The 24,909-nt window shown below is 71.5% G+C and carries 19 protein-coding genes; 12 read left to right on the forward strand and 7 right to left on the reverse strand.

Features of this window, described 5'->3' with window-relative positions; genetic code table 11:
- Window positions 1-20: 20 nt before the first annotated feature.
- A complete protein-coding gene (locus ACFYST_RS24605; protein ID WP_387637340.1) occupies window positions 21-347 on the reverse strand; it encodes a hypothetical protein in 327 nt (108 codons plus the stop codon).
- 165 nt (window positions 348-512) lie between these two features.
- On the opposite strand from ACFYST_RS24605, the gene ACFYST_RS24610 reads away from it, so the two are divergent.
- The 6 genes from ACFYST_RS24610 (at window position 513) to ACFYST_RS24635 (ending at window position 8,118) form a co-directional block, all read left to right on the forward strand.
- Window positions 513-1,466: an STM4015 family protein gene (locus ACFYST_RS24610; RefSeq protein ID WP_387865487.1), complete on the forward strand. Its 954-nt coding sequence runs from the start codon at window positions 513-515 to the stop codon at window positions 1,464-1,466.
- Between the two features lie 14 nt (window positions 1,467-1,480).
- Complete coding sequence (locus tag ACFYST_RS24615; RefSeq protein ID WP_387865490.1) at window positions 1,481-2,725, forward strand: STM4014 family protein; 1,245 nt, start codon at window positions 1,481-1,483, stop codon at window positions 2,723-2,725.
- Between the two features lie 37 nt (window positions 2,726-2,762).
- Entirely contained in the window at window positions 2,763-3,584 is an 822-nt protein-coding gene (locus ACFYST_RS24620; RefSeq protein ID WP_387865666.1) for an STM4013/SEN3800 family hydrolase, read from the forward strand.
- Window positions 3,581-4,915 (forward strand): STM4012 family radical SAM protein, encoded by a 1,335-nt coding sequence (locus ACFYST_RS24625; RefSeq protein WP_387865492.1) that lies wholly within the window; start codon window positions 3,581-3,583, stop codon window positions 4,913-4,915. Before ACFYST_RS24620 ends, ACFYST_RS24625 begins: the two co-directional genes overlap by 4 nt.
- Window positions 4,912-5,760 carry an STM4011 family radical SAM protein gene (locus tag ACFYST_RS24630; RefSeq protein WP_387865494.1) on the forward strand — a complete coding sequence of 283 codons (849 nt, stop codon included), beginning with the start codon at window positions 4,912-4,914 and terminating at the stop codon, window positions 5,758-5,760. Before ACFYST_RS24625 ends, ACFYST_RS24630 begins: the two co-directional genes overlap by 4 nt.
- Before the next feature lie 81 nt (window positions 5,761-5,841).
- Window positions 5,842-8,118, forward strand: coding sequence for an FdhF/YdeP family oxidoreductase (locus ACFYST_RS24635; protein WP_387865497.1), 2,277 nt, complete (start codon window positions 5,842-5,844; stop codon window positions 8,116-8,118).
- 48 nt (window positions 8,119-8,166) lie between these two features.
- Here ACFYST_RS24635 and ACFYST_RS24640 read toward each other — a convergent pair whose 3' ends face one another.
- Window positions 8,167-9,585 (reverse strand): NlpC/P60 family protein, encoded by a 1,419-nt coding sequence (locus tag ACFYST_RS24640; protein ID WP_387865499.1) that lies wholly within the window; start codon window positions 9,583-9,585, stop codon window positions 8,167-8,169.
- A 319-nt stretch (window positions 9,586-9,904) separates the two neighbouring features.
- Between ACFYST_RS24640 and ACFYST_RS24645 the strand changes: the two genes are divergently transcribed.
- Window positions 9,905-11,065, forward strand: a complete 1,161-nt coding sequence (locus ACFYST_RS24645; protein WP_387637359.1) for an anion permease — start codon at window positions 9,905-9,907, stop codon at window positions 11,063-11,065.
- A 14-nt stretch (window positions 11,066-11,079) separates the two neighbouring features.
- Window positions 11,080-11,307, forward strand: coding sequence for a hypothetical protein (locus ACFYST_RS24650; protein WP_387865501.1), 228 nt, complete (start codon window positions 11,080-11,082; stop codon window positions 11,305-11,307).
- A gap of 66 nt (window positions 11,308-11,373) precedes the next feature.
- Here ACFYST_RS24650 and ACFYST_RS24655 read toward each other — a convergent pair whose 3' ends face one another.
- Window positions 11,374-12,951, reverse strand: coding sequence for an MDR family MFS transporter (locus ACFYST_RS24655; RefSeq protein ID WP_387865504.1), 1,578 nt, complete (start codon window positions 12,949-12,951; stop codon window positions 11,374-11,376).
- Window positions 12,952-13,067: 116 nt separating this feature from the next.
- Window positions 13,068-13,532: a MarR family winged helix-turn-helix transcriptional regulator gene (locus ACFYST_RS24660; protein ID WP_387865507.1), complete on the reverse strand. Its 465-nt coding sequence runs from the start codon at window positions 13,530-13,532 to the stop codon at window positions 13,068-13,070.
- 107 nt (window positions 13,533-13,639) lie between these two features.
- Here ACFYST_RS24660 and ACFYST_RS24665 point away from each other — a divergent pair, with 107 nt between their 5' ends.
- Entirely contained in the window at window positions 13,640-14,674 is a 1,035-nt protein-coding gene (locus tag ACFYST_RS24665) for a DUF3533 domain-containing protein (RefSeq protein WP_387637369.1), read from the forward strand.
- A 25-nt stretch (window positions 14,675-14,699) separates the two neighbouring features.
- On the opposite strand, the gene ACFYST_RS24670 is transcribed toward ACFYST_RS24665, so the two are convergent.
- The 3 genes from ACFYST_RS24670 to ACFYST_RS24680 form a co-directional block, all read right to left on the reverse strand.
- Window positions 14,700-15,221 carry a GtrA family protein gene (locus tag ACFYST_RS24670; protein ID WP_387637372.1) on the reverse strand — a complete coding sequence of 174 codons (522 nt, stop codon included), beginning with the start codon at window positions 15,219-15,221 and terminating at the stop codon, window positions 14,700-14,702.
- A 78-nt stretch (window positions 15,222-15,299) separates the two neighbouring features.
- Complete coding sequence (lon, locus tag ACFYST_RS24675) at window positions 15,300-17,693, reverse strand: endopeptidase La (protein ID WP_387865510.1); 2,394 nt, start codon at window positions 17,691-17,693, stop codon at window positions 15,300-15,302.
- A 109-nt stretch (window positions 17,694-17,802) separates the two neighbouring features.
- Complete coding sequence (locus ACFYST_RS24680) at window positions 17,803-18,498, reverse strand: rhomboid-like protein (RefSeq protein WP_387637377.1); 696 nt, start codon at window positions 18,496-18,498, stop codon at window positions 17,803-17,805.
- Between the two features lie 357 nt (window positions 18,499-18,855).
- On the opposite strand from ACFYST_RS24680, the gene ACFYST_RS24685 reads away from it, so the two are divergent.
- The 3 genes from ACFYST_RS24685 (at window position 18,856) to ACFYST_RS24695 (ending at window position 24,862) form a co-directional block, all read left to right on the forward strand.
- Window positions 18,856-19,590, forward strand: a complete 735-nt coding sequence (locus ACFYST_RS24685; RefSeq protein ID WP_014138042.1) for a response regulator transcription factor — start codon at window positions 18,856-18,858, stop codon at window positions 19,588-19,590.
- Window positions 19,591-19,668: 78 nt separating this feature from the next.
- The gene (locus tag ACFYST_RS24690) at window positions 19,669-20,808 is read left to right on the forward strand and encodes an ATP-binding protein (RefSeq protein ID WP_387637380.1); all 1,140 of its coding nucleotides are present in this window, start codon (window positions 19,669-19,671) and stop codon (window positions 20,806-20,808) included.
- A 289-nt stretch (window positions 20,809-21,097) separates the two neighbouring features.
- Window positions 21,098-24,862 (forward strand): multifunctional oxoglutarate decarboxylase/oxoglutarate dehydrogenase thiamine pyrophosphate-binding subunit/dihydrolipoyllysine-residue succinyltransferase subunit, encoded by a 3,765-nt coding sequence (locus tag ACFYST_RS24695; protein ID WP_387637383.1) that lies wholly within the window; start codon window positions 21,098-21,100, stop codon window positions 24,860-24,862.
- Window positions 24,863-24,909: the final 47 nt, after the last annotated feature.

The raw sequence follows: 24,909 nt of genomic DNA on the forward strand, positions 1-24,909 counted from the left end.
CCTCAATCCTTAAGGGGTGCTCAGTCCGCGACGATCCGGACCGCGCCGGGCGCGTACTCGCGCTGCCGGACCACCCGGAACCAGCCGGTGGGCAGCGGGATCGCCGCGTGCTCCTCGTGCACGACCTTGCCGCCCTCCGGCAGGTGCAGCCAGGCCCGGCCGAACGGGCCGGACTCGCGCAGCAGTTCGCCCGGGCCGACCACCGCGTGGGCGTGGCCGGTGACTTCGCCGAGGGCCAGCACCAGCCGGCCGCGGCCGTCCCGCGGCTGGCGGGGCAGGTGGGCCACCGCGGCCGGTACCGCGCTCTGTTCGACCGGCACGATCAGTACGTCACCCTGGCGGTACACGGAGTCCTCCCGCGGTCGGGTCCGGCCGGGCGCCGGACGTCCCGACCGGAAAACTAGGCGGCGCCACCGACAACACCACGCCAGGGAACTCCCCGTGCGGGTGAACGTCGGGGGCGGCTGGTAGACAGGGTCAGGCCCCACGACGAGCAGCCAGGAGCGGCGCGCATGACCATCAATCAGCACATCGAGGAGTTCCACGGCCTCCCCGTCACCGACTTCCGGACCGCCGAGGCGGAGGGGAAGAAGCTGCCGGCAGCCGCGGCCACCGCCTGGCGGATCGGGCTGGACTACGAGGAGGAGCGCGAGTTCGGTGAGGTCTGGGCGGCGTTCCTGAAGACCGTCGCGCTGGAGGAGGTCACCGCGCTGGTGCTCGGCCCCTGGTTCTCCGAGGAGCCGGAGTCGCTGTCCGGGGTGCTGCCGACGGTGCTCGCCGCCGCCGACCGATTCCCGGCGCTGCGGGCGCTGTTCATCGGCGACATCATCGCGGAGGAGTGCGAGATCTCCTGGATCCAGATGTCCGAGATCACGCCGGTCTTCGCCGCCTTCCCGCAGTTGGAGGAGCTGGTGGTGCGCGGCACCGACGGCGACTACGACGGCAAGGACTCGCTCTCCCTGAAGCCGGTGAAGCACGAGAAGCTGAAGGCGCTGCGCTTCGAGGCCGGCGGCCTGCCGGGCTCGGTGGTCCGCTCGGTCGCGGCCTGCGACTTCCCGGCGCTGGAGAAGCTGGAACTGTGGCTCGGCGTCGACAACTACGGCGGCGACTGGACGATGGAGGACCTCGGCCCGTTCCTGTCCGGCGCCAACCTGCCGTCGCTGACGTACCTCGGCCTGCAGAACGCCGAACAGCAGGACCGGATCGCCGCGCTGGTCGCCCAGGCCCCGGTGGTGCCCCGGCTGACCGGGCTGGCGCTGTCCTTGGGCGCGCTCACCGACGAGGGCGCGGCGGCACTGCTGGAGGGCCAGCCGCTCACCCACCTGAAGAAGCTCGACCTGCACCACCACTACCTCACCGAGGGCATGCGGAAGCGCCTGCGGGACGCCCTGCCCGGCGTCGAGATCGACCTCTCCCAGGCCGAGGACCCGAACGACAACTGGCGCTACGTCGCCGTCTCCGAGTAGGCGGAGGTCCTGCGTTGACGCCGCCGAAGCTGGTCGTCCTGGGCTGCCCCGGGCACCGGAGGGTCACCCTGTTCGCCGCCGCGGCCCGCGCCGCCGGCCTGCCGGAGCCCGCCGTGCTGCCCTGGTCCTCGGTGCTGCGCGGACGGTACGAGCTGCCGCCCGGCGCGGTGGTGCGGGTCGACTCGCCCGGCGAGGACCCGGAGGCCGACCGGCTGCTGCGCGGCGCCGCACTGGGTGACAGCTACGCGGCCACCCGGGTCGAGGGCGGACCGGCCTGGTACGCGGGCGTCACCGCCGCACTCCGCGAACTGGCCGCCCGGCCCGGGGTGCGGATGCTCGGCGATCCGGAGGAGATCGCCGTGATGTTCGACAAGCGCCGCGCGCACGCGGCGCTGGCCGCCGCGGGGGTGCCGGTTCCGCCCGCACTGCCCGGTGAACTCCCGTCCTCCTTCGAGGAGTTGCGGGAACGGATGGCGTCCGCCGGGATGCGCCGGGTGTTCCTCAAACCGGTGCACGGCTCCTCCGCCTCGGGGGTGGTGGCGCTGGAGTTCGGCCCGCGCGGGCAGGTCCAGGCCACCACCTCGGTGGAGGTCGCCCCGGACGGGCTGCACAACTCGCTCACCGTCCGCCGCTACCGCGACGCGGCCGAGGTCGCCGCACTCGTCGACCGGCTCGCCCCGGAGGGCCTGCACGTCGAACAGTGGGTCCCCAAGTCCGGCCAGGGCGGCCGCGCCGCGGACCTGCGGGTACTGGTGGTCGGCGGCCGGGCCACCCACGTGGTGGTCCGCACCAGCCGCCACCCCATGACCAACCTCCACCTCGGCGGCGCCCGCGGCGAGTTGGCCGCCGTCCGCGCCGCCGCCGGCGACACCTGGCCCACCCTGCTCGCCACCGCGGAAGCCGCCGCGAGTTGCTTCCCGCACGCCCCGATGGTCGGCGTCGACCTGCTCCCCCACGCCCGCTGGCGCCGCACCCTGATCGGCGAAGTCAACGCCTTCGGCGACCTCCTCCCCAACCTCCCGGGCCTGCCGGACGGCCCGGCCCCGGGGCTCGACACCTACGCGGCACAGCTGGCTTCGCCGAAGTGCTGGGAGGCGCTTTTCCCAGCCCCCGGCGGGGAGCGCGAGCGGGTGCGAAACCAGGGGCGCGTGGGGGCACCTCCCAGCCCGCCAGGACTAGGGGGAGAACTGCGCGAAGCGGAAGAGCTCCCCCGGCCGGATCCGTCCACCCCGCAGCCAGTTGACGCCCCGGCGGCGTAACCCCGAAGGAACTCCCTTGCAGCACGACATACCGAACATGAACGAGATCGTCGGCACCCACGATCTCCTCCTCGTCACCCTCGACACCCTCCGCTACGACGTCGCCGAAGAGCTTCTCGCCGCCGGCCGCCTCCCCAATCTCGCCAAGGTGATCCCGAACGGCGCCTGGGAGCGCCGCCACTCCCCCGGCAGCTTCACGTACGCCGCGCACCAGGCGATCCTGGCCGGTTTCCTCCCCACGCCCGCGTCCCCCGATGGCCCGCACCCGCGGCTGTTCGCCGCGCGTTTCGCCGGCTCCGAGTCGACCGAGTCCCGCACCTGGGTGTTCGACGCGCCCGATCTGCCGACGGCTCTCGCCGCGGCCGGTTACCGCACGGTCTGCATCGGTGGCGTCGGGTTCTTCAACAAGCAGGGCCCGCTGGGTTCCGTTCTCCCCGGCCTGTTCCAGGAGAGCCACTGGGCACCGGAGTTGGGTGTCCCGTCCCCGACCTCGTTCGAGTCGCAGGTGGCGGTGGCCGAGCGGGTCGCGGCAGAGCAGCCGTCCGACCAGCCGCTGTTCCTGTTCATCAACGTCTCGGCGCTGCACCAGCCGAACTGGTTCCACCTTCCGGGCGCGACCCGTGAGGACGGCGACTCCCGGGCCAGTCACGCGGCCGCGCTGGAGTACGTGGACGCGCATCTGGGGCGGTTGTTCGCGGCGATGTCCGCCCGCCGTCCGTGTTTCGCGATCGTCTGCTCGGACCACGGCACCGCGTACGGCGAGGACGGTTACACCGGTCACCGGATCGGCCACGAGGTGGTCTGGACGGTGCCGTACGCGCACTTCACCCTCCCGGCGACCACCCAGGAGCACCGATGACGCCCGCCGAGTCCCCGTACCAGTCGTACGTCTACGCGTACCCGCACAAGACGGCCTATCGCCCGCTGCCCGACCGCCCGTCGCTGGCGGATCTGTGGCGGGGCGAGAAGCAGGACGCGCTCTCCCTCTATCTGCACATCCCGTTCTGCGAGGTGCGCTGCGGCTTCTGCAACCTGTTCACCCGGATCGGCAGCCCGGAGGGCCTGACCACGGCCTACCTGGACGCGCTGGAGCGGCAGGCCGGCCAGGCCCGGGAGGCCCTCTCCGACACCGCCGAATTCGCTCTCGCGGCGTTCGGCGGCGGCACGCCCACCTATCTGACGGCGGCCGAGCTGGAGCGTCTCTGCGACATCGCCGAGCACCGGATGGGCGCGGATCTGCGGTCCATCCCCCTCTCCGTCGAGGCCTCCCCCGACACCGCCACCGCGGACCGCCTCCAGGTCCTGGCCGAGCGCGGCACGACGCGGCTGAGCCTGGGCGTGCAGTCGTTCCTGGACGAGGAGGCGAGGTCGGCGGTCCGGCCGCAGAAGCGGGCGGCGGTGGAGGCGGCGCTCGGCCGGATCCGGGACGCGGGCTTCCCGGTGCTGAACATCGACCTGATCTACGGCATCGACGGCCAGACGGCCGTCAGCTGGATCAAGTCCCTTGACGCGGCGCTGAGTTGGCAGCCCGAGGAGCTGTACCTGTACCCGCTGTACGTCCGCCCGCTGACCGGCCTCGGCCGGCACGCCGACAACCGGCACACCGACAACGCGCCGTCCCCCGAATGGGACGCTCAGCGCCTGACGCTCTACCGGGCCGGCCGCGACCACCTGCTGGCGAACGGCTACGAGCAGGTGTCGATGCGGATGTTCCGCCGTTCCGGCGCGGCCGGCGCGAGCGCCGGCGAGTACGCCTGCCAGACCGACGGCATGGTGGGCCTGGGCTGCGGGGCGCGTTCGTACACCTCGAAGCTGCATTACTCCTTCGACTACGCGGTGGACGCCCGCGAGGTCCGCCGAATCATCGACGACTACGTGGCGGCGCCGGACTTCTCGCGCGCCGAACTGGGCTGGGAGATGACGGACGAGGAGACCCGCCGCCGCCATCTGGTGCAGTCGCTGCTGCAGGGCGAGGGCGTCGACCTGGCGGCCTACCGGGAGCGCTTCGGCAGCAGCCCCGAGCAGGACTTCCCGTCCGAACTGACCGGGTTCGCCGCCAACAACTGGCTGGCGGCCGGCACGGACCGGCTGCTGCTCACCGCGGAGGGCCTGGCCTGGTCGGACGCGATCGGCCCACGGCTGTTCTCCGCCGGGGTGCGCGAGCGGATGGCGGGGTACTCGCCGAAATGAGCGCACTGACCGTCCTGTACCGGGGCCCGCTGTCCTCCTGCGACTACGACTGCCCGTACTGCCCGTTCGCCAAGCGGCGGGACCCCCCGGAGCTGCTGCGCACCGACCGGGCCGCGCTGGAGCGGTTCACCGCCTGGGCGTCCCGGTACGAACACGGCCGTCTCTCCGTCCTGTTCACGCCGTGGGGCGAGGGCCTGGTGCGGTCCTGGTACCGGCGGGCGATGGTGGAGCTGAGCCGGCTGCCGCACCTGGAGCGGGTGGCGATCCAGACCAACGCGAGCTGCCGCACCGGCTGGCTGGCCGAGGCGGACCTGTCGAAGCTGGCGCTCTGGGTGACGTACCACCCGGGCCAGGTGACGGAGCAGCGTTTCCTCGCCAAGTGCGCCGAACTGACGGCACTGGGCGTGCGGTTCAGCGTCGGCGTGGTCGGGCAGCCGGAGCACCTGGCGGCGGCCCGCCGGCTGCGCGCGGCGCTGCCGGCGTCCGTCTACCTGTGGGTGAACGCGGCGGACGGGCTCACGTACACCGACGCGGAGGCGGCCGGGTGGACGGAGCTGGACCCGCTGTTCGGCTACAGCCGCCACCCGCACCGCAGCGCGGGCCTGCCGTGCCGCACCGGGGAGAGCGTGGTGTCGGTGGACGGGGACGGCACGGTGCGTCGCTGCCACTTCGTCCGACCGCCGCTGGGCAACCTGTACGACGACTCATACCGGGCCCAACTTCGGCCGCGCGCCTGCCCGTTGGGCGAGTGCGACTGCCACATCGGCTATGTGCACCTGGAGTCGCTGCCGCTGTACGACGTGTTCGCGGGCGGGGTGCTGGAGCGCATCCCGCACGGCTGGTGACCGGCCCGGCCCTCCGCCCCACGACACCCGCGGTCGTACCGGATACGCTCCAAGTACCCCGAGCCCTCCGGAGAGTCCGCCATGGCCAAGCAGCCCCCGCACCGCGACCCCGCCCAGGACGCGCCGCACGTCGGACCTCCGGCGCACGCGGCCGCCGGTCTGCCCGCGATCGGTCACACCCTGCGGATGGCCGCCGACCAGATGTCCCCGGGCCGGGTGCTGTCCACCCTGCGCAAGGTCAACCAGCAGGACGGCTTCGACTGCCCGGGCTGCGCCTGGCCCGAGCCGGACAAGCCGCACCTGGCGGAGTTCTGCGAGAACGGCGCGAAGGCGGTCGCCGAGGAGGCCACCGAGCGCCGGATAACCCCCGAGTTCTTCGCCGCCCACCCGGTCGCCGACCTCGCCGAGCGCTCCGGCTACTGGCTGGGCCAGCAGGGCCGCCTCACCACCCCGATGCTGCTCGACGAGGGCGCCACCCACTACGCGCCGATCGGCTGGGACGAGGCGTTCGCGCTGATCGCCGCCGAGCTCACCGCGTTGGGTTCCGCGAACGAGGCGGCGTTCTACACCTCCGGCCGGACGTCCAACGAGGCGGCCTTCGCCTACCAGTTGTTCGCCCGCCGGCTGGGCACCAACAATCTGCCCGACTGCTCCAACATGTGCCACGAGTCCTCGGGTTCGGCGCTCACCGAGACACTCGGAGTCGGCAAGGGCAGCGTCTCGCTCAAGGACCTGTACCAGGCCGATCTGATCATCGTCGCGGGCCAGAACCCGGGCACCAACCACCCCCGGATGCTCTCCGCGCTGGAGCGCGCCAAGCGGGCCGGCGCGAAGATCGTCAGCGTCAACCCGCTGCCCGAGGCCGGCCTGGAGCGGTTCAAGAACCCGCAGACCCCGCGCGGCCTGGTCGGCGGCGGCACCAAGCTCACCGACCTGTTCCTGCAGATCCGCCTCGGCGGCGACCTGGCGCTGTTCCGGGCGCTGAACCACCTGCTGCTCACCACCCCCGGCGCCGTCGACGAGGCGTTCGTCGCCGAACACTGCGCCGGGTACCAGGAGTTCACCGCCGAGGCGGCCGACCTCGACCGCCCGGCCACGCTGGCCGCCACCGGCCTGCCGTGGGAGCAGATCGAGGAACTGCACCGCCTGGTGCTCTCCTCGCAGAAGATCATCGTCTGCTGGGCGATGGGCCTGACCCAGCACAAGCACTCGGTGCCGACCATCCGCGAGGTGGTCAACTTCCTGCTGCTGCGCGGCAACGTCGGCCGCCCCGGCGCGGGCGTCTGCCCGGTGCGCGGGCACAGCAACGTGCAGGGCGACCGCACGATGGGCATCTTCGAACGCCCGAGCACCGCGTTCCTGGACGCCCTGGGCCAGGAGTTCGCGTTCGAGCCGCCGCGCGCCCACGGCTTCGACACCGTCGACACCATCCGGGCGATGCGCGACGGCCGGGTCAAGGTGTTCTTCGCGATGGGCGGCAACTTCGTCTCCGCGAGCCCCGACACCGACGCCACCGAGGCCGCGATGCGCCGCTGCCGGCTGACCGTGCACGTCTCCACCAAGCTGAACCGCTCGCACGTGATCACCGGCGCCCGCGCGCTGATCCTGCCCACCCTGGGCCGCACCGACCGGGACGTCAGCACGCTCGGCCCGCAGTTCGTCAGCGTCGAGGACTCGATGGGCATGGTGCACTCCTCGCGCGGCGGCCTGCGCCCGCCCGCGCCCGAGCTGCTCTCCGAGGTGGCGATCGTCAGCCGGCTGGCCCGCGCCGCGCTCGGCCCGCAGGACCCCACGCCGTGGGAGGAGTTCGCCCGCGACTACGACCTGATCCGGGACCGGATCGCCCGCGTGATCCCCGGCTTCGACGACTTCAACGCCAAGGTCCGCCGCCCCGGCGGCTTCGCCCTGCCGCACGCCCCGCGCGACAGCCGCAGCTTCCCCACCGCCACCGGCAAGGCCAACTTCACCGTCAACCCGCTCACCGCCCCCGACGTCCCGCCGGGCCGGCTGCTGCTCCAGACGCTCCGCTCGCACGACCAGTACAACACCACCGTGTACGGCCTGGACGACCGCTACCGGGGCATCAAGGGCGGCCGCCGGGTGGTCCTGGTCAACCCCGCCGACGCCGCCGAACTCGGCCTCACCGACGGGCAGTTCGTCGACCTGGTCGGCGAGTGGAAGGACGGCGTGGAGCGCCGCGCCCCGCGTTTCCGGGTGGTGCACTACCCGGTGGCCCGGGGCGGCGCGGCTGCCTACTACCCGGAGACCAACGTGCTGGTGCCACTGGACTCCACCGCGGACATCAGCAACACCCCGACCTCCAAGGCCGTGGTGGTCCGCCTGGAGCCGACCGCCTGACCGGTCCGACCCGCCTGGGCCGCCGTCCTGCGACGGCGGCCCGGTCGGTCAGTTGCCCGTCGGCGCGGCCGAACCCGACCCGGAGGCCGACGCGGCGCCGGACGGCGAGCCGGAGGCCGAACCGCTCGCCGATCCGCTGGGCGAGCTGCTCGAACCGGTGCTCGGCGAGCCGCTGCCACCGGGCTGCGACGGGATGGTGCCGGGGTTGCTGGGCTTCGTGTCCGGCCCCGGGACGTTCGGGCCCGGGGTGCTCGGCGCAGGCGTGCTCGGCGCGGGCGTGCTCGGCGCCGGCGGCAGCGTGGACGGCTTGGCGGGCCCGATCTTCGACTCGCCGGCCTTCACGTCCGGCACCTTCCACTCGCCGCCCGCGTCGTCCGCCGAGTCCTCCGGATCGGGCCGGACGGCGCCCAGGATCGGCATCGCGCCGACCTTCGACACCTTCACCACGTCGCCGGTGCGCGGGGCCTGCACGACCAGGCCGCCGCCGATGTACATCCCGATGTGGGTGGCGCCGCCGTAGTAGACCACCAGGTCACCGGGGCGCATCTCGTTCAGCGCCACGTGCTTGAGCTGCGCCCACTGCTCCTGGCTGGTGCGCGGGATGGCCTTCCCGGCGTGCAGCCAGGCCTGCGAGGTGAGGCCCGAGCAGTCGAACACGTCCGGCCCGGCACCGCCCCACACGTAGTCCTTGCCGAGCTGCTGGAGCGCGTACTGCACCGCCTTGCGGCCCATCGCGGACGGCGTGCGCTCGCCCTTGCCGAGTGCGCCGGATGCCAGGAAGGTCAGCTGCGCCTGGTCGGCCTGCTGCTTCTCCAGCGCCTCCAGCTCGCTGCGCTGGGCGCCGGTGAGCGAGCCGACCAGGGTCTCCACGTCGGCCAGCTTCTTGGCCACGGTGTTCTTCTGCTGCTCCTGCTGACCGGCCAGCGTCTGCGCCTCGGTCAGCGCCTGCTGGGCGGCCAGCTGCGCGGCGGCGAGGGTGTCCCGGTCGGACTTCAGCCGCTCCAGGAACTCCTTCTGCGAGCGCCCGACAGAGTCCAGCAGTCCGGCGATCACCACCGCCTCGTACGGGTCCTTGGCCAGCAGCATCTCGGCGTACCCGGATATCTGGCTGTTGCGGTACTGCGCGCCGGCCAGCTGGGCGGCCAGGTCGTTGCCGGTGTCCACGGCCTCCTGCTGCCGGGTCACCCGGGCGTTCAGGTCCTGGACGTTGGCCTGCTGCTCGGCGAGCCGGGCCACCGTGCCGTTGTACTGCTCGGTGGCGGCCTCGGCCTCCTGGTACAGGGTGTGCAGCTGCTCCAGCAGCGGGCCGAGGGTCCGCTTGGCCTCAGCCAGCGGGTCGGCCCCGGGGGCGGAGGTCGAGGCTCCGGGGTCCGGCGCGGCGTACGCGGCGGAGGCGAACGGCAAGGTCAGTGCGGCGACGGCGAGCACCGCCCCGCAACGCAGTGCGGCGCGTACCCACGGCCGCATCCCGGTCGATTCCGCGCGCTGCCCTGCCCCCATCGGCCGGCCCTCCCCTGGTTCCCGTCGGCGATCGGACCGATCCTGCCATGCGGAGGGAGTTCCCGGCAGATGCCCAGGGGGGCGTGAAGTGAATTCTCATCCGCGCGGGAGTGTGACAACCCTCTCATCGGATTCCGCGATCTCCATGGAAAACCGACGCCCCGGCAACTCCCACGCCACCCAAGGAACCACAACTCCGTGCCGAGTTAACCTCCCGTTCACCATCGCTTCCTACGGTCACCGAGGACAGCAACGTCAGTCCGACACCTTCGACGATTGTTTGGGTATGGAACACATCACGTTCCTGGTGGCCGTTGTGATCATCACGGCGCTCGCCTTCGACTTCACGAACGGCTTCCACGACACCGCCAACGCGATGGCCACCTCCATCGCCACCGGCGCCCTCAAGCCCAAGGTCGCCGTGGCCATCGCCGCGGTGCTGAACTTCGGTGGTGCCTTCCTCTCGGTCAAGGTGGCCACCACCATCTCGGGTGGCATCGTCAACGAGAAGGCCGGACTGCAACCCTCGATCATCTTCGCCGCCCTGGTCGGCGCGATCCTGTGGAACCTGCTGACCTGGCTCAAGGGCCTGCCCTCGTCCTCCTCGCACGCCCTGTACGGCGGCCTGATCGGCGCGACCGTGGTCGGCGCCGGCATCGGCGGCGTCAACTTCAGCGTGGTGGTCTCCAAGATCCTGATCCCGGCGGTGGCCTCCCCGATCATCGCGGGCGTCGCTTCCTGGGGCGCCACCAAGCTGGCCTACCTGATCGCCGGCAGCAGCCCGAAGAAGAGCACCGAGAAGGGCTTCCGGCGGGGCCAGATCTTCTCCTCCTCGCTGATCTCGTTGGCGCACGGCACCAACGACGCGCAGAAGACCATGGGCATCATCACGCTGACCCTGATCTCGGCCGGCCAGCTGCACAAGGGCGACGGCCCGCCGACCTGGGTGATCATCAGCGCCGGTCTGGCGATCGCGCTGGGCACCTACATGGGCGGCTGGCGGATCATCCGCTCGATGGGCTCCGGCCTGGCCGACATCCGGCCGCCGCAGGGCTTCGCCTCGGAGACCGCCGCCGCGACCGTAATCCTGACCTCCTCGCACATGGGCTACGGCCTGTCCACCACCCAGGTCTGCTCCGGCGGCATCATGGGCGCGGGCCTCGGCGGCCCGTCGGGCAAGCTGCGCTGGGGCATGGTCCGCCGCATGGTCTACACCTGGGGCCTGACCCTGCCGGCCGCCGCCGCGGTGTCCGGCCTGGCCGCCCTGATCGCGAACCAGGGCGACTGGGGCGTGGCCGTGGTCGGCGTGGCGCTGGTGCTCGGCGCCGGCTCGATGTGGCTGATCTCCCGCCGCCAGCCGGTGCACGCCGGCAACGTGCACGACAGCGAGACGGTGGACCTGCCGGTCACCGGCAGCCCGACCGGCCAGACCACCATCGCGGCCTGAAAGGACTACGAATCATGCACATCAAGTGGGCCGCTCTGGCCGAGACCGCGGGCGTCAGCCTGGCCGTCACCCTCGCCGTCGTCACCGTCTTCGCGCTGGGCAACCTGGCGCTGACCCGCCGCGAGGCGGCCGTCGAGGCCGGCACCGGCAAGGGCGTCCCGGCACTGGCCGCCGCGGTCGTGTGCTTCACCGCCTGCGCCGCGGTGGTCGCGTACGGCATCTCGCTGATCGCCGCCAAGTAACGCGAGCAGACACGACGAAGGGCCCCGCCGGATTCCCGCGGGGCCCTTCACGCATGTCGGCAGCGATCAGTCGGTGACCAGCTCCGCGGCCTTGGCGGCCGGGGCGGCGGCCCGGTCGTCGTCGGCGGTGCGCAGCGGCACCTCGCGGATGAACAGCACCAGCAGGAAGCCGACCACCGCGAACGGGGCGGCGACCAGGAACACGGTGCCGACGCCGTGCCCGAACGCGTCGGTGACCAGCGGGACGATCCGGGCGGGCAGCGCGTGCAGGTCCGGGATGCCGTCGCCGCCGCCCGCGGGGGCGGGCAGACCGGCCTTGACGAAGTTCTCCGCCATGTACGAGGCGACCTTGTGCCCCAGCAGCGCGCCGAGCGCGGAGACGCCCATCGCGCCGCCCATGGTGCGGAAGAAGGTGACCACCGAGCTGGCCGCGCCCAGTTCGTGGCGCGGGACGGTGTTCTGCACCGCGAGGACCAGGTTCTGGCTGGTCAGGCCGAGGCCGATGCCGGCCACCGCCATGTAGAGCGCGAGCAGCCCGTACGAGGTGCCGGCCCGGGCGGTGCCCATCAGGCCGAGTCCGACGGCGAGCATCACGGTGCCGCCCACCAGGTAGCCCTTCCACTTGCCGTACTTGGTGATGAGCTTTCCGGCCACCGTGGAGGACACCGCGAGGCCGAGGATCATCGGCAGGGTGAGCAGACCGGCCTGGGTGGGGGTCTTCTCCTTGGCGAGCTGGAAGTACTGGCCGAGGAAGGTGGTGGTGCCGTACATGCCGACGCCGACGAAGGCGGAGGCCACCGAGGCGAGCGCGACGGTGCGGTGGCGGAACAGGTCGAGCGGGATCAGCGGCTCGGCGGCGCGCTTCTCGACGGCGACGAACAGTCCGGCCAGTGCCAGGCCGCCGAGCACCATCACCGCGGTCTGCCAGGACACCCAGTCGTAGTTCTTGCCGGCCAGCGAGATCCAGATCATCAGCAGGCTGACGGCGGCAGTGATCAGCACCGCGCCCAGGTAGTCGATCTTCGGCTTGCGGACGGTCTGCTCGGGGAGCTTCAGGGTGCGCTGCAGCACCAGGATGGCGAGCAGGGCGAACGGGACGCCGACGTAGAAGCACCAGCGCCAGCCGAGCCAGGAGGTGTCCACGATGACGCCGCCGATCAGCGGGCCGCCGAGGGTGGCGAGTGCGAACACCGCGCCGAAGTAGCCGCTGTACCGGCCGCGCTCGCGCGGCGGGACCATCGCGGCCAGGCAGATCTGGCCGAGCGCGATCACACCGCCGGCGCCGATGCCCTGCAGCACGCGGCAGAAGATCAGCATGCCGATGCTCTGCGACAGACCGGCCAGTGCCGAGGAGAGCACGTAGATCACCATGGCGATCTGGACCAGCAGCTTCTTGCTGACCAGGTCGGAGAGCTTGCCCCAGAGCGGGGTGGCGGCGGTGATCGAGAGCAGGGCGGCGGTGACCACCCAGGTGTAGGCGGACTCGCCACCGTGCAGGTCGTGGAGGATCCGCGGGAGCGCGTTGGAGACGACCGTGGAGGACAGCACGGCCACGAACAGGCCGAGCAGCAGGCCCGAGAGGGCTTCGAGCACTTGGCGGTGGGACAGCTGGGCCTGCGGGAGTGTCTGGGGGGTCGTCGACATGCGTTTCCTTCGACTAAAAATTCGTTGCCTCAAGCAACTATACGCCGATAGTTGACTAAGACAACTTTATTCAAGTCAAAGTAAAGGGCCCCCTCAAAGGCCCAGGTCAGAACGGGTCAGACCCCTTCGGTCAGCTCGTTGAACCGCTCCAGCAGGCGCGCGAACTGCTCCAGCTCGCCCACCTCCCACGCCTCCAGCGAGGCCCGGAAGCGCGCCATCCGCGCCTCCCGGGCGGCCGCGAACCGCCGCTCGCCCTCCTCGGTCAGCGACACCAGCGAGGCCCGCCGGTCCAGCGGGTCGGTCTCCCGCCGCAGCAGCCCCAGCTCCTCGATCGCCCGGATCTGCCGGCTCACCGTGGCCTTGCCCACGCCGAAGTGCAGCCCGATGTCGGTCACCCGCGCCTGCCCGGACTCCCGAATGAAGGAGAGCAGGACGTACGCCCCGGCCTCCAGCTTGGGGTGCACCTGCCGGGAAACCTCGGCGGCCCGGGCCCTGCTGCGCCGGAACAGCGTCGCCACCTCGCGCTCGACCGCGAGAAATGCCAGTTCGGCGGCGTTCGACTCTGCCACGGGGTCGTTCATGGCGCTCAGTATCGCGCAGCCTGCACGTTCTCCGGGGCGCAACTGTTTCATGATATTAAGTATCCGATTTGTGTACTGGTACCGGATTGATAGGGAGATGCCCGCCCATGGCAGAGCCTGCAAAGGGATTCGTCGCCGACCTCAAGGACGCGGTGACACCACGCGCGTTCCTCCTGGTTGTCGCCGTCCTGCTGCTCCAGCTCGGCTTCATCACCTCGTACGTGGGTGCTCTCCACCAGCCGAAGCCGCACCAGCTGTCCATCGCAGTGGTTGCCCCGCCCGAGGTCGCTCCGAAGCTGACCGCCGCCCTGGAGTCCGTCCCGGACGACGCGGTGCGCGCGTCCGTCGTGCCCGACGCGGAGACCGCGAAGGCCCGGATCAAGGACCAGAAGATCTACGCGGCCTGGGTGTTCGACCCGGCCGGCACCCAGGACACCCTGCTGGTCGCCGAGGCCCGCGGCCCGGCCGCCTCCGGCGCCGCCGAGCTGATCGTCACCAAGGTCGCGGCCGCCCAGCACCGCACCGTCGAGGTGCAGGACACCATTCCGCTGGCCTCCGGCGACGGCAAGGGCCTGTCCAGCTTCTACCTGGTGGTCGGCTGGTGCGTCGGCGGCTACCTGGTCGCCTCGATCCTCGGCGTCAGCGCCGGTGCCCGCCCCGCCAACGCCAACCGGGCCGCGGTGCGCCTGGGCACCCTGGCGCTTTACTCGATCGCCGCGGGCTTCGGCGGCACGCTGATCACCGGCCCGATCCTGGACGCGCTGCCCGGCTCGATCCTGGCGCTGTCCGCGATCGGCGCGCTCGTGGTGTTCTCGGTCGGCGCGTTCACCATGGCGCTGCAGTGCCTGTTCGACATCATCGGCATCGGCGTGGCCGTGCTGGTGTTCGTGGTGCTGGGCAACCCCAGCGCGGGCGGCGTCTACCCGCCGCCGCTGCTGCCGACGTTCTGGCGGGCGATCGGCGAGTGGATCCCGAACGGCGCCGGCACCTCGGCCACCCGCTCCATCGCCTACCTGGGCTCGTCCGCGATGGCGATGCCGCTGACGGTGCTGGCGGTCTGGGCCGCGATCGGTGTCGCGGTGACCTTCGTCGCGGCGGCCCGCCGTCCGCTCGTCGGCCGCCCCGCCTCCGCGGAGGCGTGAGCGGCCGTCACGGAAAGGGGCGGGGTCAGACCCGCTCGGTCGCCCGCCCCTGCTCCTCGTTCACCCGGTCCGACAACCGGGTGAACACGTACCGGTTCATCGCCCAGTAGCGGAACACCATCGCCAGCAGGGTGCCCAGGATCATGCCGCTGAGGAAGTCGGCGACCTCCTGGGTCATGTGGGTGACGTGCGGTTCCCGCAGGTCGAACAGGTAGCGCGAGGCCGCCAGCGGAAGGTCGTTGACACCGACCGCGAGAGCGCTGACCACGACGAACAGGACGGCCTCGCGATGCTTGCCGGCGGCCCGGAAGGACCACTGCCGGTTCAGCACGTACGAGACGCCGGTGGCGATCACGGTCGCGACGGTCAGGGCGACGAGCGGCTTGGCCTCGAAGACGGTCATCTTCAGAGCGAAGTTGATCAACATGGTGAGCACGAAGCAGGTTCCTCCGACCACGAGGAACTTCACCAACTTGCGGTGCTTGACCAGGAACGGACGGAAGTTCTCCGGCATTGCGGTCAGCGCGCGCTGCGTAGGGGACGGCATGCCGGAAGTCTGCCATGGGCCACAATCGGCAACCACCAGGGGCCGGGGAGTGGACACTCCCCGGCCCCTCGGCCGTCATCAGGCCGCCGCGACCAGCACTTCCGCCGGCTCCAGCGCCAGCCGCAGCACCTCCCGGACGTCGGACACGGCGTGCACCGTGAGCCGCTCCAGCACCTCGGCGGGGACGTCGTCCAGGTCCGCCTCGTTGCGCTTCGGGATGATCACCGTGGTGACCCCGGCCCGGTCCGCGGCCAGCAGCTTCTGCTTGACCCCACCGATCGGCAGCACCCGGCCGGTCAGCGACACCTCGCCGGTCATCGCCACGTCGGTGCGCACCTTGCGCCCCGACAGCAGCGAGGCCAGCGCCGTGGTCATCGTGATGCCCGCGCTCGGGCCGTCCTTCGGCACCGCGCCGGCCGGCACGTGCAGGTGGATGCCCCGCTCGCGCAGGCCCGTCACCGGCAGCTCCAGCTCGGCGCCGCGCGAACGCAGGTAGGAGAGCGCGATGTGCGCCGACTCCTTCATCACGTCGCCCAGCTGCCCGGTCAGCGTCAGCCCGGTCGAGCCGGTCTCCGCGTCCGCCAGCGACGCCTCGATGTAGAGGACGTCACCACCGGCCCCGGTGACCGCCAGGCCGGTCGCCACCCCGGGCACCGCGGTGCGGCGCTCGGTCGGCTCCTGCGCCGACTCCGGCACGTGGTGCGGCCGGCCCAGCAGCGCGCGCAGGTCGTCCGGGCCGATCGCGGCCGGCAGCTCGCGCTCGCCCAGCTCGGTCTGCGCGGCGACCTTGCGCAGGATCCGCGCGATCGACCGCTCCAGGTTCCGGACGCCCGCCTCCCGGGTGTACTCGGCGGCGAGCCGGCGCAGCGCCTCCTCGTCCACCGTCAGCTGCTCCGCGGCGAGGCCCGCCTTGGCGAGCTGGCGGGGCAGCAGGTGGTCGCGGGCGATGGAGACCTTCTCGTCCTCGGTGTAGCCGTCCAGCCGGACCAGGTCCATCCGGTCCAGCAGCGGCTCCGGGATGGCCTCCAGCACATTGGCGGTGGCCAGGAACACCACGTCGGACAGGTCGAGCTCGACCTCCAAGTAGTGGTCCCGGAAGGTGTGGTTCTGTGCCGGGTCCAGCACCTCGAGCAGCGCCGCCGCCGGGTCGCCCCGGTAGTCCGAGCCGACCTTGTCGATCTCGTCCAGCAGCACCACCGGGTTCATCGTCCCGGCCTCCTTGATCGCCCGGACGATCCGGCCGGGGATCGAACCCACGTACGTCCGCCGGTGGCCGCGGATCTCCGCCTCGTCCCGGACGCCACCCAGCGCCACCCGGACGAACGACCGGCCCATCGCGCGGGCCACCGACTCGCCCAGCGAGGTCTTGCCGACACCGGGCGGGCCGACCAGCGCCAGCACCGCACCTCCGCGCCGGCCGCCGATCTGGCCGAGCCCCTGGTCGGCCCGGCGCTTGCGGACCGCCAGGTACTCGACGATCCGGTCCTTCACGTCCGCCAGGCCGGTGTGGTCGGCGTCCAGCACGGCACGCGCGGCGGCGATGTCGTACGAATCCTCGGAGCGCTCGTTCCACGGCAGCTCCAGCACGGTGTCCAGCCAGGTGCGGATCCACGAGCCCTCGGGCGACTGATCACTGGAACGCTCCAGCTTGTCGACCTCCTTGAGCGCCGCCTCCCGGACCTTCTCGGGCAGCTCGGCCGCCTCCACCCGCGCCCGGTAGTCATCCTCCTCAGTACCCGCCTCACCGTTCAGCTCGGCCAGCTCCTTGCGGACGGCCTCCAGCTGGCGGCGCAGCAGGAACTCCTTCTGCTGCTTGGCGACGCCCTCCTCGACGTCCTTGCGGATGGTGTCGTTGACCTCCTCCTCCGCGAGGTGCTCGCGCAGCAGGCCCAGCGCGTACTCCAGCCGGGCCTGGCGGTCGGCCTCCAGCAGCACCTTCAGCTTCTGCTCGGCGGTGGCGAACGGCGCGTACCCGATGTTGTCCGCGAGCTCGCCGATGTCCTCGATCGCGGCCACCCGGTCCACGATCTGCCATGCCCCGCGCTTGCGCAGCCACTTGGTGGACAGCGCCTTGTACTCCTTGGCCAGCTCGGCCGCCCGACCTGCCACCGGCAGCCCGGCGTCCGACTCCTGGAACGGCGTGGTCTCCACCCACAGCGCCGCCCCCGGCCCGGTCGTCCCCTTGCCGATCCGCACCCGGCGCACCGCGCGTACCAGCGCCGCCGGGTCGCCGTCCGCCAGCCGCCCGACCTGCTCGACCGTCGCCAGCGCACCCACCGCCGCGTACGACCCGTCGAGCCGCGGCACCAGCAGCACCTGCGGCTTCCCCCCGTTGCTCCCCGCCCTGGCCGCCTCCACGGCAGCCCTCACCTCCGGATCCGAAAGCTCCAGCGGAACCACCATGCCAGGGAGCACCACCTCGTCGTCGAGGGGCAGCACGGGCAGAGTGAGCGGAATGGACGTCGATGCCATGATCTCTCCCCAGTCAGTGAAGTTGAGCTGACCTGACTAAGGTTTGGCACGCCTCGGTTGTTCCCCTCCGGGTGTTCACCCTGAGCGAAGGGGACTCAGGGTGGACGTCTCAGCCCTCCGCGACGGCCGTCGAGCGCTTCCACGCCCACACCCGCTCCGGCCCGCGCGGCCCCCTGCCGCGCCTCAGCCACGGCCACATCGCCACACCCAACAGCAACGCCGCCGGGTGCCCGACCGAAGTCACCAGATCGGGGTCGGAGAACAACTGGTGCCCGATCAACGCCAGCCCCGCGCCCAGCGCAACGGCCCGCCCGGGCCGCGGCAGCAGTCCGGCCAGCCCGCCGAGCGAGGCCAGCACCCCGTAACTGACGCCGATGTCCATCGCGTCCAGCACATCAGGCCCGGCCGCCCCGCCGGCCACACTCGCCACGGCCACCCCCTGCGAGAGCAGCGTCGCGCCGATGTGCCCGGCCCCGAAGACGCCGAGGGCACGGACTCCCCCCGCCCGTCGTTCAAGAGGTGCGACGGTGCAGAGGAAGGCCCAGAAGTAGGGCGCCCAGACCGAGCCGGCGACCCACAGGCCGCTGCCGATGAGGGAGACCACGGGGTGGACGAGCAGGTTGTGCGCGTCGGTGGAGGACACCGACTGGAGCCGGTGCACGGTGTCGGGGTCGCCGAAGCGGGCGTAGAGCGTGGTGCCGAGCAGCAGGCCGAGGTAACCGAGCGCGAACGGGTTCGCCCGGGGGGTGGGGACGGCCCGCAGGCCCGGCCGGATCAGCCGTCGTCGCAGTTCCGCGCTGGTCATCGTGCCTCCCGAACGCTTCGTCCGCCCCACGATACGGGTGGCAGGTGAGAGGTGTCTGGGTAAGTCCTGTGAAGACCACTGTCCGTGCATATGCCGCTCGCACACGTACCGTTACAGGTCGCAAGTGCTTTGGGTAAGGTACTGGCCCGTGCCCGTCCGATCGGGGACCTGCCAAGCATGACGGTCCCGGCCGGAATCATCCGGTCAGCCCACCCGGGCGGGGACGGCGTCCGTACGCTGCCAGGAGCAGCACCGGCGGGCGGGGCAACAGCCCAAGACGGATTGAGACGACTACGACGCGGAGCCCGCCGTCCCCACAGACGGCCGGCCCGCAGCCCTGGGGGCGGTGGCGTGACCGTGACAGAGATTCAGCAAGAGACGATCAGCAGTGGCCCGGTGGGTACCCAGCGACGGGTGCTCGTCGTGGAGGACGAGCCGACCATCGCGGAGTCGATCGCGGCGCGCCTGGGAGCCGAGGGCTTCAAGGTGGCGGTGGCCCACGACGGGCCGGGCGCAGTGGACGGGTTCCACACCTGGCAGCCCGACCTGGTGGTGCTCGACATCATGCTGCCGGGCTTCGACGGCCTCGAGGTGTGCCGCCGGATCCAGGCCCAGCGCCCGGTGCCGGTGCTGATGCTGACCGCGCGGGACGACGAGACGGACCTGCTGGTCGGTCTGGGCGTCGGCGCGGACGACTACATGACCAAGCCGTTCTCGATGCGCGAGCTGGCGGCCCGGGTGAACGTGCTGCTGCGCCGGGTGGAGCGCGCCCAGCAGGCGGCCCGCACGCCGGCTCTCGGCAGCCTGCGCTTCGGCGAGCTGGAGATCGACCACGTGCAGCGCCGGGTCCGGCTGGGTTCGGGCGACGTGCACCTGACGCCGACCGAGTTCGACCTGCTGGCCTGCCTGGCCGCGCAGCCGCGTGCGGTGCTGACCCGCGAGCAGCTGCTGGCCGAGGTGTGGGACTGGACCGACGCGTCCGGCACCCGCACGGTCGACAGTCACGTGAAGGCGCTGCGCCGGAAGATCGGTGCGAGCTGGATCCGTACGGTGCACGGCGTGGGTTACGCGCTGGAGGCTCCGCTGTCCTGACCCGGAACCGCCGGTCCGGGCCTCCGGGGGGCCCGCGCGGCGGTCCGGTCGTGCACGGGGGACGAGTTCTGGGGACACATGACCTTTCCACAGCAACGCAACGGGGAAGCCGAGCCGACCCCGCAGCCCCCGCTGGCGGTGCGCGCCGCGCGCCGGGTGTGGGCCGACATCCGCCCGTTCGATCCGGTGCGCTCGGTCAAGGGCAAGCTGGCGATGCTGGTGGTGGTCTCGGTGGTGCTGGCCACCGGCATGGTGGTGGTGGCGATCCGGTCGGAGACCCAGATCCGGATCATCATGATCTTCTCGCTGATCGCCTCGCTGCTGTTCATGCAGTTCCTGGCGAACGGTCTGACCGCGCCGCTGCGGGACATGACGGCGGCGGCCCGGTCGATGGCCGAGGGCGACTACACCGCCCGGGTGGACGTGTCCTCCCGGGACGAGATCGGCGAGCTGGCCGACACCTTCAACCGGATGGCCGGCGACCTGGAGGCCGCCGACCGGCACCGCCGCGAGCTGATCGCCAATGTCTCGCACGAGTTGCGCACGCCGATCGCGGCGCTGCGCGGCCTGCTGGAGAACGTGGTGGACGGCGTGGTGAAGCCGGACCCGAAGAACCTGGGCACCGCGCTGGAGCAGACCGAACGCCTGGGCCGGCTGGTCACCCACCTGCTGGACCTGTCGAAGCTGGACGACGGCGTCGTCCCGCTGGACTGCCGCCCGTTCCAGGTGCGGGAGTTCCTGGACGGCGTGCTGCGGGGCGTGACGGTGGACGGCGCGACGGCGGGCGGAGCGTACGCCCGGCGCGAGGACGTGCGGCTGGCGGTCGACGTACAGCCGGCCGAGCTGTCGGCGGTGGCGGACGCGGAGCGGCTGCACCAGGTGGTGGCCAATCTGGTGGACAACGCCTGCAAGCACTCGCCGGCCGGCGGCACCGTGACGGTGCGGGCCCGGGCGGCGGAGGGCGGCGGGCTGCTGCTGGAGGTGGAGGACCAGGGTCCGGGCATTCCGGTCGCCGACCGGGAGCGGGTGTTCGAGCGGTTCGGCCGCAGCGGTTCGCCGACGGCGCTCGGCCCGGGCAGTGACGGCGGAACCGGCCTCGGGCTGGCCATCGCCCGCTGGGCGGTGGACCTGCACGGCGGCCGGATCCGGGTGGCGGAGGCCGCCGCGGGCTGCCGGATCGAGGTCACCCTGCCGGGTGAAAGCGCGATCGCCGTCTAGTTTGTGGCGGAACCGGTACAAACCGCGTTCGAGGCCGGGCCGGGACAGTCAACGGACCGTCCCGGCCCGCCTGTTCGTCCGATTTTCACTCGGTATGGCAGTGATCGCCCCGGCTGCGGGTTCCCTGCTTTCCGGCATCTCTAACGCACAGTTCCAGCCAAAATCCGGTCCACCGATGTGATCTGGGCGACGCCTGACCATCGGGGACTGCGCGATCACTGGTCGGAGGCGTAGCCTTAATCCCCGCTGTCCACCATCCCAAAAGGAAGCGGAAGAGGGCGGTTGCCCCGTGTCGCCACACCAAGAAACCCCCAGCTCGGCAAGCTCCACTGGCTTCGGCCCCAATGAGTGGCTCGTCGACGAGATCTACCAGCAGTACCTCCAGGACCCGGCTTCGGTCGACCGTGCCTGGTGGGACTTTTTCGCCGACTACAAGCCCGGTACCGAGGTGACTCCCGTGACCCAGGCCGCAACCCCGGTCGGCGCCCAGCCGGCCCCCGTTGCCGCTCCTGTTGCCGCTGCTCCGGCCGCGACTTCTCCGGCCGATGCCACTCCAATGGCCGCCACCCCGGCGCCCGCGCAGCCGGTGGCCCCCGCGCCGCTGGCCGCCGCTCCCGCCGCGCCGCCCGCGCCGAAGGCCGCGACCCCGGCTCCGGCCCCGGCCGCCGCCGCGAAGGCCGCCACCGAGGGCCCGGAGCTGGTGCAGCTGCGTGGCCCGTCCAAGGCCGTCGCGTCGAACATGGATGCTTCGCTGGAGGTTCCGACCGCCACCTCGGTGCGCGCGGTGCCCGCCAAGCTGCTGATCGACAACCGCATCGTCATCAACAACCACCTGCAGCGCGCCCGCGGCGGCAAGGTCTCCTTCACCCACCTGATCGGCTACGCGCTGGTTCAGGCCGTGAAGGCCAACCCGGGCATGAACTACAGCTACAAGGTGGAGGACGGCAAGTCCTACCTGGTGAAGCCCGAGCACGTGAACCTGGGCCTCGCCATCGACCTGGTCAAGCCGAACGGCGACCGCCAGCTGGTCGTCGCGGCCATCAAGAAGGCCGAGACGCTCGACTTCTTCGGCTTCTGGCAGGCCTACGAGGACATCGTCCGCCGGGCCCGCGCCAACAAGCTGACCATGGACGACTTCACCGGCGTCACGGTCTCGCTGACCAACCCGGGCGGCATCGGCACCGTGCACTCCGTGCCGCGCCTGATGCAGAACCAGGGCACCATCGTCGGCGTCGGCGCGATGGAGTACCCGGCCGAGTTCCAGGGCTCCTCCCCGGAGACCCTGGCCCGCCTGGGCGTCTCCAAGATCATGACGCTCACCTCGACCTACGACCACCGGGTCATCCAGGGCGCGGCCTCTGGCGAGTTCCTCCGCTCGATCCACCAGCTGCTGCTGGGCGCGAACAACTTCTACGACGAGGTGTTCGAGGCTCTGCGGATCCCGTACGAGCCGGTGCGCTGGGCCACCGACGTGGCGACCACGCACGACGACGAGGTCAACAAGACCGCGCGCGTCATGGAGCTCATCCACTCCTACCGGGTCCGCGGTCACCTGATGGCCGACACCGACCCGCTGGAGTACATGCAGCGCAAGCACCCCGACCTGGACGTCACCACGCACGGCCTCACCCTGTGGGACCTGGAGCGCGAGTTCGCGGTCGGCGGCTTCGGCGGCCAGAAGATGATGAAGCTCCGCGACATCCTCGGCCTGCTGCGCAACACGTACTGCCGCACCGTCGGCATCGAGTACATGCACATCCAGGACCCGGCGCAGCGCAAGTGGCTGCAGGAGCGCCTGGAGAAGCCGTACACCAAGCCGGAGCGCGAGGAGCAGCTGCGCGTCCTGCGCCGGCTGAACTCGGCCGAGGCGTTCGAGACCTTCCTGCAGACCAAGTACGTCGGGCAGAAGCGTTTCTCGCTGGAGGGCGGCGAGTCGCTCATCCCGCTGCTGGACGCCACCATCGACGCCGCCGCCGAGCACCGCCTCGACGAGGCCGTCATCGGCATGGCGCACCGCGGCCGCCTGAACGTGCTGGCGAACATCGTCGGCAAGCCGTTCGGCAAGATCTTCGGCGAGTTCGAGGGCAACCTCGACCCGAAGTCGATGCACGGCTCGGGCGACGTGAAGTACCACCTGGGCTCCGAGGGCACCTTCACCGGCCTGGACGGCGAGACCATCAAGGTGTCGCTGGCCGCGAACCCGTCCCACCTGGAGACGGTCGACCCGGTCGTCGAGGGCATCGCCCGCGCCAAGCAGGACATCCTGGACTTCGGCGGCACGACCTTCCCGGTGCTGCCGATCCAGATCCACGGCGACGCGGCCTTCGCGGGCCAGGGCGTGGTCGCGGAGACCCTGAACATGTCGCAGCTGCGCGGCTACCGCACCGGCGGCACCGTGCACATCGTGGTCAACAACCAGGTCGGCTTCACCGCCGCCCCGACCTCCTCGCGCTCGTCGATGTACTGCACCGACGTCGCCCGGATGATCGAGGCGCCGATCTTCCACGTGAACGGCGACGACCCGGAGGCCGTGGTCCGCGTCGCGCGGCTGGCCTTCGAGTTCCGTCAGCAGTTCCACAAGGACGTCGTGATCGACCTCATCTGCTACCGCCGCCGCGGTCACAACGAGGCCGACAACCCGTCGTTCACCCAGCCGCTGATGTACGACCTGATCGACAAGAAGCGTTCGGTGCGCAAGCTGTACACCGAGGCGCTGATCGGTCGCGGCGACATCACCATGGAAGAGGCGGAGCAGGCGCTCCAGGACTTCCAGGGACAGCTGGAGAAGGTGTTCGCGGAGGTCCGCGAGGCCACCGCCGCCCCGGCGCCGGCCGAGACCGGCCGCCCGGTCGCGGACTTCCCGGTGTCCATCCAGACCGGCATCTCCGCCGAGATGATCAAGCGGATCGCCGCCTCGCAGGTCAACCTGCCGGACTGGCTGACCGTGCACCCGCGTCTGCTGCCGCAGCTCCAGCGCCGCGCCGCCTCGATCGAGGACAACACCATCGACTGGGCGACCGGCGAGGCGCTCGCCATCGGCTCGCTGCTGATGGAGGGCCACCCGGTCCGGCTGGCCGGCCAGGACTCCCGCCGCGGCACCTTCGGCCAACGCCACGCGGTGCTGATCGACCGGAACACCGGCGAGGACTACACCCCGCTGATGTACCTGACCGAGGACCAGGCCCGCTTCACCGTCTACGACTCGCTGCTCAGCGAGTACGCGGCGATGGGCTTCGAGTACGGCTACTCGCTGACCCGCCCGAACGCGCTGGTCATGTGGGAGGCGCAGTTCGGCGACTTCGTCAACGGCGCGCAGACCATGGTCGACGAGTACATCGCGTCCGCCGAGCAGAAGTGGGGCCAGCACTCCGGCGTCACCCTGCTGCTGCCGCACGGCATGGAGGGCCAGGGCCCGGACCACTCGTCCGCCCGCCCGGAGCGCTTCCTGGCGCTGTGCGCGCAGGACAACATGACGGTCGCCATGCCGACCCTGCCGTCGAACTACTTCCACCTGCTGCGCTGGCAGGCGCACAACCCGCACCACAAGCCGCTGGTCGTCTTCACCCCGAAGTCGATGCTGCGTCTGAAGGCCGCGGCGTCCTCGTCGTCCGAGTTCATGAGCGGCTCGTTCCGCCCGGTGATCGGCGACAGCACGGTGGACCCGGCGCAGGTCCGCAAGGTGGTCATCACCTCCGGCAAGTTCTACTACGACCTGGAGGCGGCCCGGACCGAGCGTGGCGTCACCGACACCGCGATCGTCCGCGTCGAGCGCCTGTACCCGCTGCCGATCGCGGAGCTCCAGGAGGAGCTGGCCCGCTACGGCGAGGGTGTCCAGTTCGTCTGGGCGCAGGAGGAGCCGGCCAACCAGGGTGCCTGGCCGTTCATCGCGATGAACCTGGTCGACCACCTGCAGGTCGTCATCGGCCGCTCCGCCAACGGTGGCGCCCGCCTGCGCCGCGTCGCCCGCACGGCCTCCTCGGCCCCCGCGGTCGGCTCGGCCAAGCGGCACGCCGCCGAGCAGGCGGCCCTGGTCGACGAGGTGTTCGCGCTCTGACGCGCTGACGCCCGCCCGGCCCTGTCGGCCCCCGTCCCCGGTCTCCG

The organism is Kitasatospora sp. NPDC004614 (genome assembly GCF_042873675.1).
Classification (GTDB): domain Bacteria; phylum Actinomycetota; class Actinomycetes; order Streptomycetales; family Streptomycetaceae; genus Kitasatospora.

Coding starts and splice junctions, on each gene's coding strand:
- ACFYST_RS24610 (WP_387865487.1), top strand. CDS start 513: ATGACCATCAATCAGCACATCGAGGAGTTCCACGGCCTCCCCGTCACC.
- ACFYST_RS24620 (WP_387865666.1), top strand. CDS start 2,763: ATGAACGAGATCGTCGGCACCCACGATCTCCTCCTCGTCACCCTCGAC.
- ACFYST_RS24625 (WP_387865492.1), top strand. CDS start 3,581: ATGACGCCCGCCGAGTCCCCGTACCAGTCGTACGTCTACGCGTACCCG.
- ACFYST_RS24630 (WP_387865494.1), top strand. CDS start 4,912: ATGAGCGCACTGACCGTCCTGTACCGGGGCCCGCTGTCCTCCTGCGAC.
- ACFYST_RS24635 (WP_387865497.1), top strand. CDS start 5,842: ATGGCCAAGCAGCCCCCGCACCGCGACCCCGCCCAGGACGCGCCGCAC.
- ACFYST_RS24640 (WP_387865499.1), bottom strand. CDS start 9,585: ATGCGGCCGTGGGTACGCGCCGCACTGCGTTGCGGGGCGGTGCTCGCC.
- ACFYST_RS24645 (WP_387637359.1), top strand. CDS start 9,905: ATGGAACACATCACGTTCCTGGTGGCCGTTGTGATCATCACGGCGCTC.
- ACFYST_RS24650 (WP_387865501.1), top strand. CDS start 11,080: ATGCACATCAAGTGGGCCGCTCTGGCCGAGACCGCGGGCGTCAGCCTG.
- ACFYST_RS24655 (WP_387865504.1), bottom strand. CDS start 12,951: ATGTCGACGACCCCCCAGACACTCCCGCAGGCCCAGCTGTCCCACCGC.
- ACFYST_RS24660 (WP_387865507.1), bottom strand. CDS start 13,532: ATGAACGACCCCGTGGCAGAGTCGAACGCCGCCGAACTGGCATTTCTC.
- ACFYST_RS24665 (WP_387637369.1), top strand. CDS start 13,640: ATGGCAGAGCCTGCAAAGGGATTCGTCGCCGACCTCAAGGACGCGGTG.
- ACFYST_RS24670 (WP_387637372.1), bottom strand. CDS start 15,221: ATGCCGTCCCCTACGCAGCGCGCGCTGACCGCAATGCCGGAGAACTTC.
- lon (WP_387865510.1), bottom strand. CDS start 17,693: ATGGCATCGACGTCCATTCCGCTCACTCTGCCCGTGCTGCCCCTCGAC.
- ACFYST_RS24680 (WP_387637377.1), bottom strand. CDS start 18,498: ATGACCAGCGCGGAACTGCGACGACGGCTGATCCGGCCGGGCCTGCGG.
- ACFYST_RS24690 (WP_387637380.1), top strand. CDS start 19,669: ATGACCTTTCCACAGCAACGCAACGGGGAAGCCGAGCCGACCCCGCAG.